Consider the following 19,143-nt stretch of genomic DNA (forward strand, 5'->3'; position numbering starts at 1 on the left):
TCCATGCCTGATCACACGCCATTAATCCGGGTGAAATTTCTCACCAAGAATCCCAAGGCGGATGTCTCCGTGGAGTGGAGCCGTTTCCTACCGGGCGGAAACCCCGTGCTCGGCGGATGCCATTTCTTATTCGATCGCAACGAACGCAACTACGACTGGCTGGTCGTCTATGATGATATGCCTTCGGTTGCTGGGGAACGATTCACCCTCTGGCGGGAATCCTTGGCCTGCCCTCGTGAAAACACGCTGCTCATCACCACGGAGCCCTCCACGATCAAGGTTTACGGGAAAGGGTTTTTGCGGCAGTTCGGGCATGTCCTGACGAGCCAGGAACCGTGGGCGATTCGCCACCCCGGAGCGATTTTCTCACAGACGGGCCTGATCTGGTTCTACGGCGGAGAAACGGAGCATGCGAATTACGATTATATCTCCAACCATTCGCCGGACGCGAAGCAGCGGGATATTTCCACAGTCTGCTCCTCCAAGCAGCAACGCCACACGCTGCACCACGACCGCTTCGAATTCACGCGGAAGTTCAAAGAGGTTTATCCGGACCTCGATGTGTTCGGACATGGCGTGCGCTTCATCGCAGACAAAGCCGAAGCGCTCGACCCCTATCGCTACCACATCGCGATCGAGAACCACGTCTATCGACATCACTGGACCGAAAAACTCTCCGACTGTTTTCTCGGACTCACTCTCCCCTTCTATCACGGCTGTCCGAATGCCGCGGATTATTTCCCCGAGGAAAGTTTTATTCCGATCAACATCCATAACTTCGAAGAAACCAGTGAACGCATCAAACAAGCGATCAAGGATCGTGAGTTCGAAAAACGCCTGCCGGCACTGCGTGAAGCGCGGAGATTGGTGCTGGAGGAATACTGTCTATTTCCGCTGGTGAGCAGGCTTGTTCGCGAACGAACAGCGACCACTCCAATTTCCCAGCAACTATCTAAATCGCCGGTCCTTCTCAGCCGGCATGCCTGGCGTAAGGCCGGCCCGTTGAACGCAATCTCCTACGGACTGGAAAAGACGATTGTTTCGCTAAGGCAAAAAAACGCCGCACGAAGTGCGTGATCGTCTGGTTTCCCCTCTTAGCCGTGCTTTAATCGATAGATCCAGCCACGCACCGGTCGAAAGGCTTTTTCAGAGCGTATAGTTATCGTTTGGGCGTGAGCGTCAGAGTGGAATTTTTCAACCCATTGAGCGAAACGAACGAAGGGATTGTAGACGTCCAGTTCGAGTTCACGGGCCGTTCGCACCGCGGCGATCTCCGCATCATTACGCGGACTCGCAAGCAATCGCTCAATCGTTGCCACCGCTCCATCGACATCGTCCATATCTAGAGCGCAGAATGAGTCGGAAGGGAAATAGTCCGACAGATTCGGGCAACCTACATAAAGAGGAAATGCCCACCCTAGATAAGCGTCGGCCAGTTTTTCAGTCCAATAGTGAGGGCTCTGGCTGTTTTCCAAAGTCAGATGAAAACGATGCGGCCATACGGCATCCATTTTATCATCAATGGGGGTAAACCCTTTCCCGAAGTGCACGATCTTGTCACCAAGCCGGGCCTTCAATTTTTCCAAGAACTCAAGTCTGCGCCGCTGACCGGGAGTGCTCGCGGTGCTCGAACACACCACTGACACGCGATTGCTTTTTTCGGGAACTGGAAGCGCCTTCAAATGATCATAGCCGAAGGTGTAGGCGTTTCGTTTCCAGCTCAATCCCACCATCCAGAAGAGTGCAAGTGCGTCTATAACCAGTCGGGGATGCGCGGAACCATGATGCGTATCCACCACGTGGGCGAATTGTCGATAGAACGATTTCGCATACCGTTTCTTAGCCGGTGGTTCCCCTGCAATAAACAACGTGTTGCCTGGAGCAACCAATGCGGTTTCACGCGGCTTGGCATTCCCGAACACGATCCAAAAATCACACGGTTCGTTATCGGGTGGATGAACAAGGAAACGGCACCGGCCGATTTTCATGCTTCGTCCCGGAGTGAACCATTCCAGTCCGCCCACTTCAAATCCGATGGTCACGCGCACAACCAATTCGCGACCGGAATCTGCGTTCATCACATCTGCCGAAAACTCCTTCATGCCGGGCGTGAAAAACGGAAGAGCCCGCAGCCGAAATCAAGACCTTCTGCAGACTGTGGTGAAACCTGTTCATTCCACGCCGTCGCACGATTGTTTTCAATGAGAGAGAATTCCTCCAGTTTCAGTTCGGGCATGGCCGCAATGATTTGCGCCGGCGAGAAAACGCGATGGGCGTGAAACACAACACGCGAGCGTCCGCAGGGAGTGCCGATGAGTAATTGCCCGCCCGGTTTCAAAACGCGCTGAAGTTCAACCAACCCCTTAAGCCAGCCATCCGGGTCCATCGGATCACCATAACGGCCCAATCCAATGTGTTCGATAACATGCAAACAACTAAGACTGTCGATGGACCTATCCGCAAAGGGGAGCTCACATACGCTACCTTGAACACCGATGATATTAGGCACGGCCGTGTCGATTCGGCGGATGTCCACATACTTCACGGGGAGAAAACTGGCAACATGGGCGACAAAGCCGTCCAAGCGGCTGCCGACATCCACATGTTCGGGGGAGTGATGATGAAATACCCGCTGAGCCGCCCAGATGTCTTGAAGGAAATAATGCCCGCGTGCAGCCCCCGCCGAATCGTGGCGATCTGCAAGGTAAGGTTTTAGTTCGCCCAAGGTTGCTTGCCATTCAGACGGGGCAATCCGTTGCCATTGCCGGTATCCGCTCGCAAACCAGAGAACATCCTTGGGGCGTGAAAAAAAACGGCCGGCCAATTTAAGGACATTACGAACGGACTTCAGGGAACTCATGAATTGCCTCTTTGAAGCAAATTCAGGCGACAGTGCCAGCACGAAGCTGGACTACTTTGACCTCAACACATTGCGCCTGCCTCGCAGGGTGGGCCTTGGCGGTCATCATTGCTACTTGCAGAATGCGAATCGGCCTTGCTTCTGAGACATTCTGCAGATCCGGGATTAATCAACTTTCATATCCTAGCATCTCAAAATCCTGCCGATATAAATCCTGCACAATTTTACGCTCAACCGGTGTGTAATAGTCACTCAGACGCATTTCTGAACCCACCGTTTGATTGATATGATGTAACTGCAAACCGGGCAGTCCGATCTTAGCCGCTACATAGGACCAGTCCTCGGCCAGGTTTTCAAAACGTCCTACAAAATCCACGATGATGTTTCCATCTGCGTCACTGATGCGATCATAGAGCCCCTTAAAGTTCCAGTCAGCCAATGATGAGTAACCAGTCTCCTTTTGCTGTGCAGTGTAGGACGCGAAATCGAGCGTCACCACCTTATGCTTTTTCAAGTAAAGATAGACTGAAAGAAAGTGGGTGTAGGGATGCCTGACGAAACCGAAGGTGAAGTAATCATCCCAATTTTTCTTCTTAGATTTTGTTACCGAACGCACGCCCAGCCGCTTTGAGGCCCGGGATAACATTTTACCTGTTTTCACCTCATATGCGGTGTGGTGCCTGTCATCAAACGTTTCGCAATAAGGCTTCAACGTATGGCTGAGGGATTGCGATGCCACCCTCATATTACAGACGCATATGAATTTTAGAGTATTGGATATCAATGTGGATGCTGATTACCGGACCGACGTTAAATTTAGCCTAGGAGAAAGCCTCCTAGCACAGAAAATACCAACGAAGGGTTACGCGCTGAAATAGCCTTTACCTTCAACCAGTTGGCTGGTGGACCAACGTAATGAAGACGGGTTCCCGTCCGTCTGGTTACCGCTGAGCGCTTAAATTCCCCATCAACTCACGAGCCCAAGCAACGTCATCGCGGCGGGTTTCGCAGTAACGACGATGCGCTTCGCGAATTGCCGCCAGGTGCGCCTCGAGGTTGTCCGAATCCACGCGGACGCCGAATCGAGTCACATCGGCTGGGTCAGCGTTATCTTCCATCATTCGTTTCACCATGAGGCTGCCGATTTCTGAGTTGAAATGCAGCAGGTCAAACCAGCGGGGCATGCTTTGATCGCCGGCCGTCAGCACGGGTAGCGATTCGTCAGCCGGAGCAATCGGTGTAAGGAAATCCCAAAACTCAGCGGGTGGTCCGGATGACGGATGACGATTTGCCTCGACGCACACCGCCGTCAACGCGCGGCGTTCGGCCGCCCATGGAATGGTTGCCGGTAAATTCTCGGACGGATGCACCAGCAACAGCGCATGCGCCGGAGGATAAACCACCAGCACCCGCACTCCGCGTGCACGTAACGACACGATCAACTCCGTCAATGTAGTGACCTTGGCCGCACGGGGCGGCTGCGGTCGTTCGGCCCACATCTCCGCCTCATGTTTGAACAGTTTGGGCGCGTAGCCGGTCACATGCCGCCGGATATCAGGCATGATGTAGAAATTATTCCAAAAGCCTAACTCGTCCCGTTCACTCTTTTTTTCGCGAAGAGCATTTCCCAATAAAACAAACGACGCCTCAACCGCAGGAACGCCGAACACATAGCCGAGCTCGCGCTCGATGGAGAACCCAGTGTCGGCGAGTCGTGAATTCGGGAAGTCCGTGTTTTTTCGCGTGTCCAAATCGGTGCAGATATCGCCTGGATCGACGCCAAAGATCACCAGTTTGAGCGACTGGCTCTGCTCCATCAGATACCGGCAAAGAGCCACGTTTTCCAGGATGCTGCTTCCGGCCATGCCCAGGTTAATTGTCCGCATGCCGCCAAATGAAGGATGCCGGGGATCGATCCCGATTTCCATGTGTGACGTGCCGAAAACAGCCGCCTCCCATTCGGCGCCCCTTCGCACCATACCGGTTTTGCCAACGCGAACCGCGTCGCCGATTTCCCGATAAGGCTCGAGTGATTTGATGGACCAAGGCGCGCCCACAACCCGCCAGGGATCCACCAGTGAAGTCAGGATTGCGGCCAGCACCAACGCGCCCGCAATCACGCCACCCAACCAACCCGCATAAGTGCGCATGGGATGTTTCATCAGAATTGAAAGTAGATGAATTCGCTCAGTTTGTTAAACTCACGGCCGACCGCGTAAAGCAACCCCAGCACGAGCAACATCCATGGCCATGTGGGCCGCCATTGCCACATCCGGCGCCGCTCGGTCGGTGCGATCACTGCCGGACCGTAATGCGGGGAATAACGCCCCAACCAGCGCTGGCTGTTGGGGAGCAACCAGGCAATCAGCATGGCCGCTATCAATGGGCGCCAGGCGCGGGAGCTTTTCACGATTTCGGCTCCTTTGGCCGGCCAGCTTTCCCAGCCGTTCAATCCAACCATGGAGGCGTAAATGCCATGGGTTGTTTTCCAAGCCGCCTCAGCGGATCCGTTGGCACTCAACTCATATGAGCCGGCGCGAAAAGGAACCCACGCCATGACCACTGCAAGAAACGTCAGAGGGATGGCTACTCCCCGGGGCAACGGTCCCCATCCCGCCCGTTCACGAATCGCCGCCCAGCCATGATTCACGCATAAATAAACCCCGTGCAGTAATCCCCACAGGAAAAACGTGACGCCGGCTCCATGCCAGAGTCCGCCCAGAACCATCGTAACGAGAAGGTTGCTGTAACGACGCGCCGGTCCCCGACGGTTTCCGCCCAAAGGAAAATAAAGATACTCACGCAAAAACCGCGACAGCGTGATGTGCCACCGTCGCCAGAAATCAACGATCGAAGTCGCCTTGTAAGGTGAGTTGAAGTTCAGCGGCAGGCGGATGCCGAAAAAATACGCTATGCCGATCGCCATGTCCGAGTAGCCCGAGAAATCAAAATAGATCTGCATCGTGTAACCGAGGGCAGCGGCCCAAGCCTCGCCAAACAGGAGCGGTCGGGCACCCGACGCTGCAAAGTCGAACAAGGGCGTGGCCGTGCGTGCGACATAATCGGCGATAACCACCTTCTTGAATAATCCGACTGCCAGCAGCGTGAGTCCGACCGCGAACTGCCGCCGCCCCGGCCTCGCGGCCTGCGCATTGAACTGCGGCATCAGTTCCGTGTGATGGACAAGAGGACCAGCGATCAAGTGAGGGAAGAACGTAACGAATAACAGGTAGTCGTTGAAGTTGTAGTCTTTCGTTATTCCGCGATGTGCATCGACCAGATAAGCCACCTGCAAAAACGTGAAAAATGACACCGCGAGTGGCAGCACCAAGTGGGGTATTTCGTGCGGCCACCCGGTGGCTCCATTGAGCAACGTAGCAAAAAGCCCCAGATATTTATAATACGCGAGCAAAGCGAGGTTTGCCCCTACTCCCAGGGAGAGGAGTGCAAACCTGCGGCGCGGGGAGCTCGTATGTGCAATACTTCGCCCGCACCAAAAATTTCCCGCGCATGACGCCAGAATCAGGATCAAATAAAACGGCGTCCACGCTTCGGACGGATCGGGCGACCACCATGCATAAAATCCCAGACTCACCAAAACCAGCCAGCCCATCGCCCATCGCCAGCGTAACCGGCCCAGCGTGACATACACCGCCAGGGTGAGCGGTAAAAACAGGAGCAGAAAAACATAGGAGTTGAACAACATATGTCGCGAATCGGCCGGTCCTTTTATGTCGGGATAATACGCCAGTGCCTGGCGGGAAAAAGCGGTATGACTGTGCTGGGTTCAGGCGCAAAAACGTGGCCGATGTCAGGGGATCGCAACCACGCTCCCCACCAGCTGAAGCTGCTGTTGGCGGTAATGGCATGCTTGCAACGGGTCATCAACCAGAGGTCGGCCAGCTCATCTTCCGTGTTGTGACTAACCGTGCGCACTGTGCTACCGCCAAAATTCAGCGCCTTCACAGGCCAGGCCTGATCGTCGCCAAACAGATAGAATGGCACATCGCCCCGCTCTTTGCGCACGGCATCAATGGCCGTCTGATAATAGGATGCCTCCAGCAACGGCGTATAACGCACACGACGCACGTGAAGAAAAACGGATTCGCCCTGAGTCATCTCCGCACCGAGTTCATGATTACGGGCATCACCCGGTTCCGGCGGCGTCAGCTCCCGACGTATGGTTGAAGATTGATCGGTGAAATAGGCTTCGTCCTGCCAGTAACCCAACAAAGTCACCCGCGCACGCTGCGAATTCAGGGTTGTGAGCTGATCCGCTGATTGTGTGCGGCGCTCGGCCAGGTAACTGCGTTGGTTGCGCGGCAGCAGCTTGTTGAACGCGCGGATGAGTTTGTGTCGTGGATGCTTGAGCGTGGGTGCGACCCGCCAGGATTCCGGCATGGGTTCCGCGGCAATCGGGAACCGGTCCAGCCTATACGAACGACCAAAGCCATCCGCCGTGTAGCCGCGAACAGTATCCAAATACAGCTTGCGTCCGGTGCGCAGGGCCAGTGCCCGCGCCGTCGCATAGATGAAAAGCTGGTTGCCCAAGCCTCCCTTGACGATGGCGATGACCGCCGGCTGCTTGTCGGGCTGTTCGCTCACGCCTTGTGATACTTCGCGGGGCGGCGGCGCAGGCAGTTGCGCGTATCGATTACGGGCATCGGATACGCGGTGAAATCGAACTCCTTGTAGGCTTCGTGTCCGGTCGAGAGCACGATCAAATCGTAATCGGGCGTGATCTCGGTGATCGATTTACGGCCGGCATAGATGGCGTGTTCACGCGTGAGCGGAATCACCGGCACGAACGGATCATGATACGCGACCTTGGCGCCGAGTGCCTCGAACTTCTCGATGAGTTTGTAGCTGGGGGACTCGCGGTCGTCGTCGACGTTGGCCTTGTAGGCGAGGCCGAGGATGAGCACGCGGGCGTTTTTAACCGCCTTGCCGTCGTTGTTGAGCGCTTCGAAGGCGATCTTCACCACGTAGTCCGGCATGGCGGTGTTGATCTCGCCGGCGAGTTCGATGAAACGCGTGTGCTGGCCAAACTCACGGGCCTTCCAAGTCAGGTAAAACGGATCAATCGGAATGCAGTGTCCACCGAGTCCTGGGCCCGGATAAAACGGCATGTAGCCAAACGGCTTGGTCTTGGCCGCTTCGATTACTTCCCAGATGTCGATGCCCATCGCCGCGTATACGACCTTAAGTTCGTTCACCAAGGCGATGTTCACGGAGCGGAAAATATTTTCGAGGAGCTTGGTCGCCTCGGCCACGCGGCACGAGCTGACCGGCACGAGCTTCTGGATGGCGATGCCGTAAAGCGCCAGCGCCTTGTCGAGACACGCCGGTGTGAGGCCGCCGACGACCTTCGGAATGCTGGCAACCTTGCTGTCGGGATTGCCCGGATCTTCGCGCTCCGGCGAAAACGCCAGATGGAAATCCACACCGGCTTTCAAGCCCGAGCCTTCTTCGAGCACCGCGCGCAACTCACCATCGGTCGTGCCGGGATAGGTCGTCGATTCGAGCACGACCAACACGCCTTTGCTCAAGTGCGGTGCCAGCGCGCGGCCGGTGTTGAGCACATAGCTCAAGTCAGGCTCGCGAAACGCGTTCAACGGCGTGGGCACGCACAGGATGATCGCTTCGACTTCCTTCGCCCGCGAAAAATCCACCGACGCCTCCAGGCGTCCCGCAGCACGTTGCTCGGCGACCGCCGCCGGCGTGATGTGCTTGATGTAGCTGCGGCCGGCGTTGATCGCATCGGTTTTCTTCGAGTCGATATCAAGGCCCAGCACACGGCAGCCCGAACGGGAGAATTGCAGGGATAAGGGCAGGCCCACGTAACCGAGGCCGACGATCGCAAGGGATTTCATTGAAGGGACTATCGGAGCGAACCGCGGGCCGGGCTTCAAGGCTTGGTTACGAGTTCCTTGTAAACGGCCAAAGACGACTCGCACATGCATTTGAGCGTATAAGGTTCGCCCACCACGCCCGGCACGGGCCGCTCGCGCAACACCCGTTGCGTCGCCGCCAGCAAGCCCGCCTGATCGCCCAGTCGCACGCAACCAGCCGGAAAAAACGGCCGCAATTGCTCCCCCACTCCGCCATGATCGTAACCGATGAACGCGCGGCCCAGTGCGAGTGTTTCCAACGTCACGCGGCCGAACGACTCCGGCTGCTGAGATAGCGAATACACGATGTCACTGACCGCCATGATCTCCCGCACATCCGATCGGTGACCTAGAAAACTCACATCCTCGCCCACTCCCAGCTCCGCAGAGCGCGCGCGCAACTCCGCCAGATAAGCGCGTTTTTTAGGGTGGGTATCGCCCACCACCAATCCATGCACCGCGATGCCGGCTTTTTTGAGCCCGGCGAGTAGTTGGAAAAAATCCTCGTGGCCCTTGAGCCGGGTGATTCGACCCGGGATGAGCAGCACTGCTTTGCCCGCACACTGCGGTTGGGCGGCCTGCCAGCTCGCCAGCCATTCCGCAGCGGGCGTAAATCCGCGCGGATACTGTTCAAGCGTCACGCCGCGAGGCACGACGCGAATAACATCAGCCGGCACCTGCGGATAATTCTTGAGGATGTAGTCGCGAATGCTTTCCGACACCGCGATCACCCGCTCGCCCTTCACCATGATCGCCGAGTAGGCGTTAACGGAGTAAAATCCGTGAACGGTCGACACGAGGTGCGGGCGTTTCAGCGGATCCATTTTGCGCCAGGCCAGCCAAGCGATCCAGCCCGGCACGCGTGAGCGGATGTGCACGATGTCCGGCCGTTCCTGCTCGAACACGCGGCGCAGCGCACGCACCTGAAAAAGCGATCCGAGGCTTTTGCGATGAACGGGCAACGTCACGTGTTTCGCTCCTATTTTCTCCAACTCTGTCACCAGACGTCCGCCGTTTGAAACCACGACGGCCTCATGTCCTTCGGCGATGAGTGCGCGTGCGATTTCCAGCGTGCCGCGCTCGACACCACCGGCGTTTAACTCGGGTAAAATCTGCAAAACCTTCATCGGAAAAATCGGTTGATAATCAGGTCGGCGCAGCGGGCCGTTTCGTGCAATGCGGGAGCCGCCCCCCAGGCTTCGGGAGCTTTGCGCCATGCGTCCAGCGTCCGCACGTAGCCATCCGCGAGCAGATCGTTGACTGCCTTTACCGTGCGAGCCGCCGGGTTTTTCACGGGCAGTGGCAAGACGCCCACGCGTGCGCCCGCAGTCAGGGCTTCGAAGATCATCGAGACACTGTCTTCGGTCACCCACACTTCGCGAGCCGCGCTAAGAGTCGCCGGCAGCCAGCCCGGTTGCGTTTGCTGGTGCGGCACTCGCGTCACGCCGGGCGTGGCGATTTGAGTAATGAAATTTTCGGGCGTGCGGCGTGAATCGCCCACGGTCCACGCGAGGTCGGGACGGGAGCGCACAATCTCCTCAATCGCCTGAGGCAATGGATCGCCGTTCCAACCATGATGCTTGGACGGCCCGCCGATCAAGATGACGCCGGTGTTGGTTTTCAACGGTGCATCTTCGGAGATTCGATTGAGCGCACCTCGGGTGGTCACGACGCGACCGTGATCGGCAGGCTTCGCAAGATCATGGCGGGGAACCAAACACAGATCGAACAGCCAGGACGGCAGCGACGGACGCATGATCACGACAGATTTGGCTCCAAATCTCCGTGCCGCCGCCAGCAATGAAAAGTGGGTGCCGTGTCCCGTTCCGATCACCAGTTGGGGCGCATCGCCGCTCGTTGGGTGTGCACACGCCAGCTTACGTTTAGTCCAGAAGCCGGCACCTACCGGAAAGCGCACAAGCTCGACGTTCGCTCCCGTGCGGCGACGCAGTGCTTCGGCGAGTCCGGCGCTTTGATTCTCATGGCCGGGACGTCCGTCGGAGAGAATGCGAATTGAGGTAAGTGCGCGCGGATTCATGTCTGTGTTCACGGTTGCGTGGTCACGACTACACCGGCTTCGCGCCCCGCTTTCCCCAACTCTTTGCCGAAATTCGGAGCATAAACGAAATCCAACGGCAGCGCGGCGGACGCATCAATTTCGCGCAGGCATTCAGTCCAGGCTTCAGTAGGTTTACCCGAATTTTCAGGGCGTGTGTGCACCAACGCGTCGGGCGCAATCCAAGTAGGGCGCGCCGTGCCTGCCGGCACGCAGTATTCAAACGCGAGGTCGTCGGGTTCGATCGATAACAATGCCGGAACCGGCGCAGCATCCCTATCCAACCACACGAGGCATCGGCGTTTTTTGGGAGCGATCAACTGTTCGCCGGTAGAACCACGCGGAGTTTTTCCGGGAACGAATTGCGGTTGGTGGCGGCTGACTTTCCACCGGTCCTGCAGCCAAAACACATCCGCCGGACTCTCGCGCATGACGACCTCGAGCAAGCGCATGCAATTCGCCGTGGTCGGTTCGCCTTCGAGTTTGTGAAGCTTGATCGACCATTTACCGGGAACGGTGGTTTTGACCGACATCGCCACCACTTGCGCACCGGTGCGCCGCGCGAGAATCGCCGGCAGCGGAGTGCACACTGTCATGCGACCGAAGAACGGCACCGTTTCACCGATACCGATGGCGCGTTGATCACTAATGATGCCGAGACAGCCGCCGTCGCGCAGATAAGATGCGAGCATCATCGGGTTCACGCCTTTGGCGAAAGGCACCAGGCCCGTTCGCTTGCGGGTCGCGACGACGCGCGCATCCATCACCGGATTGTTGAGCGGACGATACATGGTCGCCGCTTTGCCGGGAGGCAGGATTTGGGGGAATTTTTGCGCCAACGCCTCCCAGTTGCCCATGTGCGCGAGCAGCACCACCACGCCTCGTCCGGCAGCCATGGCCGCATGCATCACCTCGGGGTTTTCGTTGTCCACCGCCTTGTTCAACCGAGCTTCGCTCAAGGTGGCGGTGCGCAGTGAAGCGATGAGATTGGCTCCCGAACGCCGGAATACTTCATCCGCCAACGCCGTGATTTCGTCGCGTGATTTTTCGCCGGCAAACGCGATGCGCAGGTTGCGATTCACCGTGCGACGGTGGCGCTTGGAGAGCCGTCCCGCCACCGCTCCGAGACGCGCCCCCAGCAACGCCGCCCGTCGCGCCGTGAACAGACCGGTGATTGTTTCCAGCGCCAGGTAAACCAGCCATTCAAGCCTCCACTTGCACCGGCGGGCGAATGAGGGAGACGGGTTGCTCATGCGCGCAAAAGCCCGGCTTCCGACAGGGGTTGATAAATGAAAAAACGGCGGACCGGCATGATTAAAACCTCGCACGGTGTCCGTCCGGTCTATCCGCCGCAAGCTCCCAGAACAGCCGTAATTCGCGCCTCACAATGCTTGCAGTTCGCCCCGCTTTTGCGCCCCATTTCCCCCATGCCGATCCTGACGGTTTCCGACCTTCGCACTTACTTCCATACCCGCAGCGGCGTTTATCGTGCGGTGGATGGAGTGAGCTTCCAGCTCGAGCGCGGCGAAATCCTCGGGATCGTAGGCGAATCCGGCTCCGGCAAGTCCGTCACGTGCTACTCGCTGATGGGCCTCGTGCCCCAGCCTCCCGGGCGCATTGAGGGCGGCACCGCGATGTTTGATGGCGTCGACTTGCTGCATTGTTCGCCGAAGGAGGCGCGCGCGATCCGCGGCAAACGCATCTCGATGATTTTTCAGGATCCGATGACGTCGCTGAATCCGTTCATGCGGGTGTCCGAGCAGATCATCGAGCCGTTACTCATCCACGAAAAAATCTCCCGCAAGGACGCACTCGCCCGCGCTCTCGCCATGCTGGAAGCCGTGGGGATCACCGATGCGGCCAAGCGCATGCACAATTATCCACACGAGTTCTCAGGCGGCATGCGCCAACGCGTGATGATCGCCATGGCATTGATCACGCGGCCCGACATCCTCATAGCCGACGAGCCCACCACCGCGCTCGATGTCACCGTGCAGGCGCAGATCCTCGCGCTCATCAAAAAACTTCAGCGAGAGTTCGGCATGGCCGTCATCTTCGTCACGCACGATCTCGGCGTCGTCTCCGGACTCTGTGACCGCGTGCAGGTCATGTATGCGGGGCGCATCATGGAAACAGCGGACACCCGCACGCTTTTCCGCAACCCGCAGCATCCTTACACCAAAGCCCTGCAACGCTGCGTGCCCGCTCTTCAGGAAAAGGGCCGTCCGCTCTTCACCATTCCCGGTTTGCCGCCCGATCTTTCGAAGCCGATTTCGGAAACCGAACTGCTCGCGCGCTTTGAATTTCCGCCCGAGGAAACCTCCGCCATCACCGCGCAAGCCCGTGCGCCGATCGACCAGTCGGACACCATTTTGGAAGTGAAGGATGTCTCCACCTATTTCCCCGGACGGGCCTCGGGCTTTTTCGGCAAAGCGTCGCCCGTCGTGCGTGCCGTTGATGGCGTCAGTTTGAACGTGAAACGCGGCGAGGTCATCGGTCTCGTCGGTGAATCCGGCTCGGGCAAATCAACGCTGGGCCGCACCATCATGCAATTGGTGCCTCCCACCTCGGGCGCCGTCATCCTTGAGGGCAAAAACCTCACGGCCGGATCGGCCGCCGATTTCTCCGCCGTGCGCCGTGATTTGCAGATGGTTTTCCAAGATCCGTTTGCCTCGCTCAATCCGCGCATGACCATCTTTGCCGCACTGGCCGAACCCCTGCTGGCCCATGCGGTGTGCAAGCCCGCCGACGTCACCGCGCGTGTCGTCGAACTCATGCGCCAAGTCGGCCTGCCTCCGCGCGACATGCAGAAATATCCGCATGAGTTTTCCGGCGGCCAACGCCAACGTATCGCCATCGCCCGCGCACTGGCGCTCGATCCCAAGGTGATCATCGCCGACGAACCGGTGTCCGCGCTCGATGTATCCATTCAGGCACAGATTTTGAATCTGCTCGCCGATCTCGTCCGTCGCCTGAACCTCACGCTCATTTTTATTTCCCACGATTTGTCCGTGGTGAAACACATCTCGGATCGGATCGCCGTCATGTATCACGGCAAAATCGTCGAGCTCGGCCCTGCTCTGGAAGTCATGGAGAACCCGCAACACGAGTATACCCGCACGTTGCTCAGCGCGATTCCACGCATCGAACGATAAGCGACGAACAGCTGCCGTGTTCGCACAGTTGAAGGCTGTTCACTTCATTCAACGGCCAATCGGCGCCGCATCCTTGAACGCCTGCTGCAAGCGGCCTCCGGCAAAGACGACCGCGCTCCTCGCTTGCGGCACCACGGCGCCCAACCCGAAGAAATCGTGGACGACTCCCTCGTAATTACGATGGGCCACATCAACGCGCGCTTCCCTAAGTTTCCGCGCATAGGTTTCTCCCTCGGATCGAAGCGGATCGATCTGCGCGGTAATAATGGTCGCCGGCGGCAGGTCGTCGAAACTCGCTGCGCGCAGGAGTGCGAACCGTGGATTAATGCGATCCGCCGGAGAGACGGAATGGTCCAAATACCAATCGATCAACGGCCGCCCGAACGGGATCACGTTGGTGTTTTCGGAATAAGACGGCGTGTCCGTCCGTGAGTCCAGCAGGGGATAAATCAGCAACTGGTGGAGCGGCACGGGCACGTTGGAATCGCGAGCGCGGATGCAGACTCCCGCGGCCAGATTTCCGCCCGCGCCTTCACCCGCCACGGCAATGCGACGCGGATCTCCGTTGATTTCGGCGGCATGGGCGAGCGTCCATTGATAGGCGGCGAACGCGTCCTCCGTCGCGGCGGGGAACTTGTTTTCCGGCCCCTGGCGGTAATGCGCGGAAATGACGATCGCCTTGGCGGCGTTGGTGAGCGCCCGGGCGCTCGCGTCATAAGAATCCACGCTGCCGATGACGAAACCGCCTCCGTGAAAATAAATGATCACCGGCATCGGGCCGGTGCCATCAGCTGTAGGTGTATAAACACGTAATCTGATTTCGCCCGCGGGGCCGGCGATGGCGCGATCGGCGATTTGCGCAACGGGTTCGGAGCCTCCGCGTTTGCCGCGCGTTTTCAGCACGGCGTTAACCGCATCGGCCAAGGTGGGCTGACGACGGGCTTCGGCGGTAGTCAGCGTGGCGATGGGTTGAGGCACCAAGCGTGCATACTGATCCAGCACGACCTGCATGTCAGTGGACGGGTTTTGCGGTCCGGTGAGAACAACAGTCTGCACCCGTTCATAAACAAAAGGGGGTTCGGCCCGCGCCGATTCAACGACGATGAGGGCCGAGACAAGCCCCAAGCTCAAGTAACTGGCTACTGCGCAAGGGGACCTCATGCGGACAAGGTGAATCAAGCTTTTCGATTTTGCGACCTCGCTATCCTCGCCAGGACACAAGGCTGAACCAGCCGCTTAGAGGCCGGCCTGCGCGACGTTTGTGCAACGCGCCTTCCTTAGGCCTTGCCAAGCGTCAAGCCGCACCGCACGTTCTTCCTTTTTTCAAGACCGAACGCCTTACGCGCCTATGAACCAGAACATCCGCAATATCGCCATCATCGCACACGTCGACCATGGCAAAACCACGCTCGTTGACCAGCTCCTCAAAGAGGGCGGCGTCTATCGCGCCAATCAGGCCGTTGAGGTCCGCGCCATGGACTCCATGGACCTCGAAAAAGAAAAGGGCATCACGATCAAGGCCAAGAACACCTCTGTTCACTGGCAGGGTAAAATCGTCAACATTCTCGACACGCCCGGCCACGCCGACTTCGGCGGCGAAGTTGAGCGCGCCCTCCGCATGGTGGACGGCGTTCTCCTCGTCATCGATTCCTACGACGGTCCCCAGGCTCAGACCCGTTTCGTGCTCCGCAAGGCGCTCGCCCACGGCCTCAAGGTCGTCATCGTCATCAACAAGATCGACCGTCCCAACGCCGACCCGGTCAAGATGTATGACAAGGTCCTCGAGCTCCTCATGGAACTCGAAGCCACCGAAGAGCAGTTCGATGCTCCCGTCGTTTACGGCTCCGGCCGCGATGGTTACATGATGTATAAACTCGGCGATGAGAAGAAGGACATGACCCCTCTCTTCCAGACGATCATCGATCACGTCCCGCCTCCGTTCGCCAAGCCCGAAGAGCCGTTCCACATGCTGGTCTCCAACATCGACTGGTCCGACTACGTCGGCCGTATCGCTGTCGGCAAGATCCTCGGCGGCGTCATCAAGGTTGGCGACCCGATGTTCGTCATCCGCCACAACGAACCCGGCAAGAAGGTCCGCACCAAGGTCACCAAGATTTTCGAGTTCACCGGTCTCGGTCAGCGCGAAGTCGAACAGGCCCACGCAGGTAACATCGTCGGTCTCGCCGGCTTCGAAGACGTCGACATCGGCGACACCCTCGATGTCCGTGAAGACGGCCACGCTCTTCCCTTCACCCAGATCGATCCGCCCACGCTGGAGATGCAGTTCTCCGTTAACGACGGCCCGCTCGTCGGTCAGGAAGGCAAGCTCGTCACCTCCCGCCAGATTCGTGAGCGTCTGATGCGCGAGCTGAAGACCAACGTCTCCATCTACATCGACGACGCCGAGCGCGCCGGCGTGTTCAACGTCAAGGCCCGCGGCACCATGCAGGTCGCCGTCCTCGTCGAGACCATGCGCCGCGAAGGCTTCGAAATGCTCGTCTCCCGCCCCACGGTGATCGAAAAGATCGTCGATGGCGCCCGCCATGAGCCTTACGAGACCGTCTGGGTCGAAGTTCCGGATGAGTGCGTCGGTTCCATCATGCAGAACCTTGCCAACCGCAAGGGTCAGCTGACCAACATGGAAAAGCTCACCGCCACCACCATGATCGAGGCCACCATCACGACCCGCGGCCTCATCGGCCTGGAAATCGACGTGATCAACGCCACCTCCGGCCGCGGTATCACGAGCCACTTGTTCAAGGAATATGGCCCGTATGCCGGTGAAGTGCTCACCCGTATGACCGGCGTCATCACCGCGACCGAAGCCGGCGAAACCACGACCTACGCCCTCTTGATGGTGCAGGAACGCGGCAAGCTGTTCATCGGACCCGGCGAGCAAGTGTTCGAAGGCATGATCGTCGGCGAGAATCCTCGTAACGAAGATATCTCCTGTAACGCCGTCCGCGAAAAGGCCCTCACGAACTTCCGTTCGCAGGGTTCGGGTGTCGCCACCGGCCTCATCCCCGCCGCCAAGATGTCCCTCGAGCGCGCGCTCGAATACATCGCTTCGGACGAGCTCCTCGAGGTCACGCCGAAGAACCTCCGCCTCCGCAAGCGCATCCTCAACACGGGCGAGCGCCTCAAGGCCAAGAAGTCGGGCAAGTAACCTGCGCCCGCTGTTTACAGCGAGTCATCAGGCTTTCAAAGCCGCCGGATTCAACCGGCGGCTTTTTTGTGCCGTATATTCCCGCAGCTTCGCTCTAGTGTTGTTGTTTTCAGGCTAATATTTTCGCTCATGGCCGTGCCCCCCACTTTTTTCTCCAGGCTTAAAACGTTCTGGACTCTCGCCCGGCCGTTCTGGGTTTCAGAGGAGAAGAAGTCCGCGTGGGTTTTGCTGTCGGCCGTCATCACGCTCACCATCGCGCAAAACTGGATCGGCATCCGTCTCTCGTATTGGAACCGCTCGTTCTTCGATACCGTCCAGCGTGGTGATTACGGTTATTTCGTCCACCTCGGTGGCGTGATGATCGCACTCATTTTTTTATCGATCACGTTCTGGCTGGCGGAGGACTACCTATTTTCTTCGCTGAAGATCCGCTGGCGCCGCTGGATGACGGCACGTTTTCTCGATCAGTGGCTGGGTGATCGCGCGCATTACCTCGGACAACTCGACTCGGCTCACGGCGACAATCCCGACCAACGCATCAGCGAAGATATCCGCAGCTTCGTCTTCACGTCGCTCGACCTGTTGATGCAGCTGCTCTCGGCACTGATCGGCTTCATCGCTTTCGTGGTCATCCTGTGGACCCTCTCCGAGGGACCGCCCACTCCGCTCGGCCAACAGCCGCCCGTGAATCTTCCCGATAAGTTCATGTGGCTTCAGCCCGCTTATCTCACGCTGTGGAGCGCCTACGAAACAAGCATGGCGTTCATCACGTCGATTCCCGGGCATCTCGTTTGGTTTTGTTTTCTCTACTCCTGGCTCGGCAGCTGGCTCGTAAACAAAGTCGGACGTCCGATCATCGGCCTCGCCTACGAACAGGAAAAACTCGAGGCCGACTTCCGCTTTGGTCTCATCCGTTTGCGCGAAAACAGCGAGAGCACCGCACTCATCGAAGGTGAATCCGCCGAGCGTCGGACGCTAGGCGCGCACTTCGCCCGCATCGTGGGCAACTTCAACGCGCGGCTCATCAAGCAGGTTCACTTAAACGCATTTAAGGCCGTCTATTTCCGTCTCTCCGACTCCGTCCCGCTGCTGCTCTCCGCACCACGTTTTTTCGCCGGCACCATTTCGCTCGGCCAGCTCACGCAGCTCACGGGCGCCTTCGGCCGCGTGCAAAGTTGTCTCAATGTTTTCATCAACAGCTATGAGACCATCGCCGGCTGGTGGGCGGTCACCGAACGTCTCGATGGTTTCGTGCGCGGCATCGAACACGCCCAGGAACTGCGTGCCACCCAGAGTCGTATCTACTCTTCCGGCGAGCGCGGGACCCAACTGGTCGTCAGCGACCTCGCCCTCTTCCGCCCCGACGGCAAGCCCTTGCTCGCTCCGGTCAACTTTACGCTTACCCCTGGCGACTCGGTGCTCATCACCGGCCCGTCCGGTTGCGGCAAGAGCACGCTCCTCCGCGCCCTCGCCGGCCTTTGGCCCTACGAACAAGGTTTCGTCCACCTGCCCGCGCCCTTTCGCTGCATGGTGATGCCGCAGCGCCCCTACCTGCCGATCGGCACGCTCCGGGCCGCCGTGTGCTATCCGGAACCGCCGGAAAAGTTCACCGACGAAGCCGTCCGCACCGCCCTCGCCTTAGCCCAAGTCCCTTCGCTCGCCGCCCGCATCGATGAGGACGCGCACTGGTCCCAACGTCTTTCCGGCGGTGAACAACAGCGTGTCGCCCTTGCCCGCATCTTTCTCCTCAAGCCGGACTGGCTCTTCCTTGACGAAGCCACCTCGGCCATGGATGAAGCCGCCGAGCACGCGTTTTACATGAGCCTGCGAGCCACGCTCCCGAACGTATCTTATCTAACCATCGCCCACCGAAGCACCTTGCGTGCAGTCCATGCGCGACATTTCAGCATTTTGACCCACGAAGATGGCACGCATCACCTCACTGAAGTGAACAACGCCATGGCAAACTGGTAGGCTCCCACGGCATGCAGGGTTTTACCACTTTGAACTTGATA

Annotated in this window: 15 protein-coding genes; 4 read left to right on the plus strand and 11 right to left on the minus strand. The window is 58.4% G+C overall.

Features of this window, described 5'->3' with window-relative positions:
• The first annotated feature begins 3 nt into the window (after positions 1–3).
• Positions 4–1,077, plus strand: coding sequence for a glycosyltransferase family 10 domain-containing protein (locus FPL22_RS03175; protein ID WP_144228664.1), 1,074 nt, complete (start codon positions 4–6; stop codon positions 1,075–1,077).
• Between the two features lie 17 nt (positions 1,078–1,094).
• On the opposite strand, the gene FPL22_RS03180 is transcribed toward FPL22_RS03175, so the two are convergent.
• The 10 genes from FPL22_RS03180 to FPL22_RS03225 all read right to left on the minus strand — a co-directional run bounded on the left by FPL22_RS03180 (position 1,095) and on the right by FPL22_RS03225 (position 12,060).
• Positions 1,095–2,102, minus strand: coding sequence for a glycosyltransferase family 10 domain-containing protein (locus tag FPL22_RS03180; protein ID WP_203235107.1), 1,008 nt, complete (start codon positions 2,100–2,102; stop codon positions 1,095–1,097).
• Positions 2,099–2,860 (minus strand): DUF268 domain-containing protein, encoded by a 762-nt coding sequence (locus FPL22_RS03185; RefSeq protein WP_144228665.1) that lies wholly within the window; start codon positions 2,858–2,860, stop codon positions 2,099–2,101. Before FPL22_RS03185 ends, FPL22_RS03180 begins: the two co-directional genes overlap by 4 nt.
• A 169-nt stretch (positions 2,861–3,029) precedes the next feature.
• On the minus strand, positions 3,030–3,599 hold the full coding sequence (locus tag FPL22_RS03190) for a sulfotransferase family 2 domain-containing protein (protein WP_238991300.1): 570 nt from the start codon (positions 3,597–3,599) through the stop codon (positions 3,030–3,032).
• A 202-nt stretch (positions 3,600–3,801) separates the two neighbouring features.
• Entirely contained in the window at positions 3,802–5,022 is a 1,221-nt protein-coding gene (locus tag FPL22_RS03195) for a hypothetical protein (RefSeq protein ID WP_144228667.1), read from the minus strand.
• On the minus strand, positions 5,022–6,566 hold the full coding sequence (locus FPL22_RS03200; protein WP_144228668.1) for an MBOAT family O-acyltransferase: 1,545 nt from the start codon (positions 6,564–6,566) through the stop codon (positions 5,022–5,024). The genes FPL22_RS03195 and FPL22_RS03200 overlap by 1 nt, the downstream gene beginning before the upstream one ends.
• A gap of 23 nt (positions 6,567–6,589) precedes the next feature.
• Positions 6,590–7,465 carry an alpha-1,2-fucosyltransferase gene (locus tag FPL22_RS03205; protein WP_162525170.1) on the minus strand — a complete coding sequence of 292 codons (876 nt, stop codon included), beginning with the start codon at positions 7,463–7,465 and terminating at the stop codon, positions 6,590–6,592.
• Positions 7,462–8,733: a nucleotide sugar dehydrogenase gene (locus FPL22_RS03210; protein ID WP_144228670.1), complete on the minus strand. Its 1,272-nt coding sequence runs from the start codon at positions 8,731–8,733 to the stop codon at positions 7,462–7,464. Before FPL22_RS03210 ends, FPL22_RS03205 begins: the two co-directional genes overlap by 4 nt.
• A gap of 35 nt (positions 8,734–8,768) precedes the next feature.
• A complete protein-coding gene (locus FPL22_RS03215) occupies positions 8,769–9,878 on the minus strand; it encodes a glycosyltransferase family 4 protein (RefSeq protein WP_144228671.1) in 1,110 nt (369 codons plus the stop codon).
• Positions 9,875–10,789 (minus strand): mitochondrial fission ELM1 family protein, encoded by a 915-nt coding sequence (locus FPL22_RS03220; protein WP_144228672.1) that lies wholly within the window; start codon positions 10,787–10,789, stop codon positions 9,875–9,877. Before FPL22_RS03220 ends, FPL22_RS03215 begins: the two co-directional genes overlap by 4 nt.
• A gap of 8 nt (positions 10,790–10,797) precedes the next feature.
• Positions 10,798–12,060 carry a lysophospholipid acyltransferase family protein gene (locus tag FPL22_RS03225; RefSeq protein ID WP_144228673.1) on the minus strand — a complete coding sequence of 421 codons (1,263 nt, stop codon included), beginning with the start codon at positions 12,058–12,060 and terminating at the stop codon, positions 10,798–10,800.
• 174 nt (positions 12,061–12,234) lie between these two features.
• Between FPL22_RS03225 and FPL22_RS17925 the strand changes: the two genes are divergently transcribed.
• Positions 12,235–13,962 (plus strand): ABC transporter ATP-binding protein, encoded by a 1,728-nt coding sequence (locus FPL22_RS17925; RefSeq protein ID WP_144228674.1) that lies wholly within the window; start codon positions 12,235–12,237, stop codon positions 13,960–13,962.
• A gap of 48 nt (positions 13,963–14,010) precedes the next feature.
• Here the strand turns inward: FPL22_RS17925 and FPL22_RS03235 are convergent, their stop codons facing one another.
• A complete protein-coding gene (locus tag FPL22_RS03235; protein WP_203235108.1) occupies positions 14,011–15,123 on the minus strand; it encodes an alpha/beta hydrolase in 1,113 nt (370 codons plus the stop codon).
• 187 nt (positions 15,124–15,310) lie between these two features.
• On the opposite strand from FPL22_RS03235, the gene typA reads away from it, so the two are divergent.
• Both typA and FPL22_RS03245 read left to right on the plus strand, forming a co-directional pair.
• On the plus strand, positions 15,311–17,128 hold the full coding sequence (gene typA / locus FPL22_RS03240; RefSeq protein WP_144228675.1) for a translational GTPase TypA: 1,818 nt from the start codon (positions 15,311–15,313) through the stop codon (positions 17,126–17,128).
• Between the two features lie 129 nt (positions 17,129–17,257).
• Positions 17,258–19,102, plus strand: a complete 1,845-nt coding sequence (locus tag FPL22_RS03245; protein ID WP_144228676.1) for an ABC transporter ATP-binding protein/permease — start codon at positions 17,258–17,260, stop codon at positions 19,100–19,102.
• The last annotated feature ends 41 nt before the right edge of the window (positions 19,103–19,143 follow it).

The sequence above is a fragment of the Rariglobus hedericola genome (genome assembly GCF_007559335.1).
Classification (GTDB): Bacteria; Verrucomicrobiota; Verrucomicrobiia; order Opitutales; family Opitutaceae; genus Rariglobus; species Rariglobus hedericola.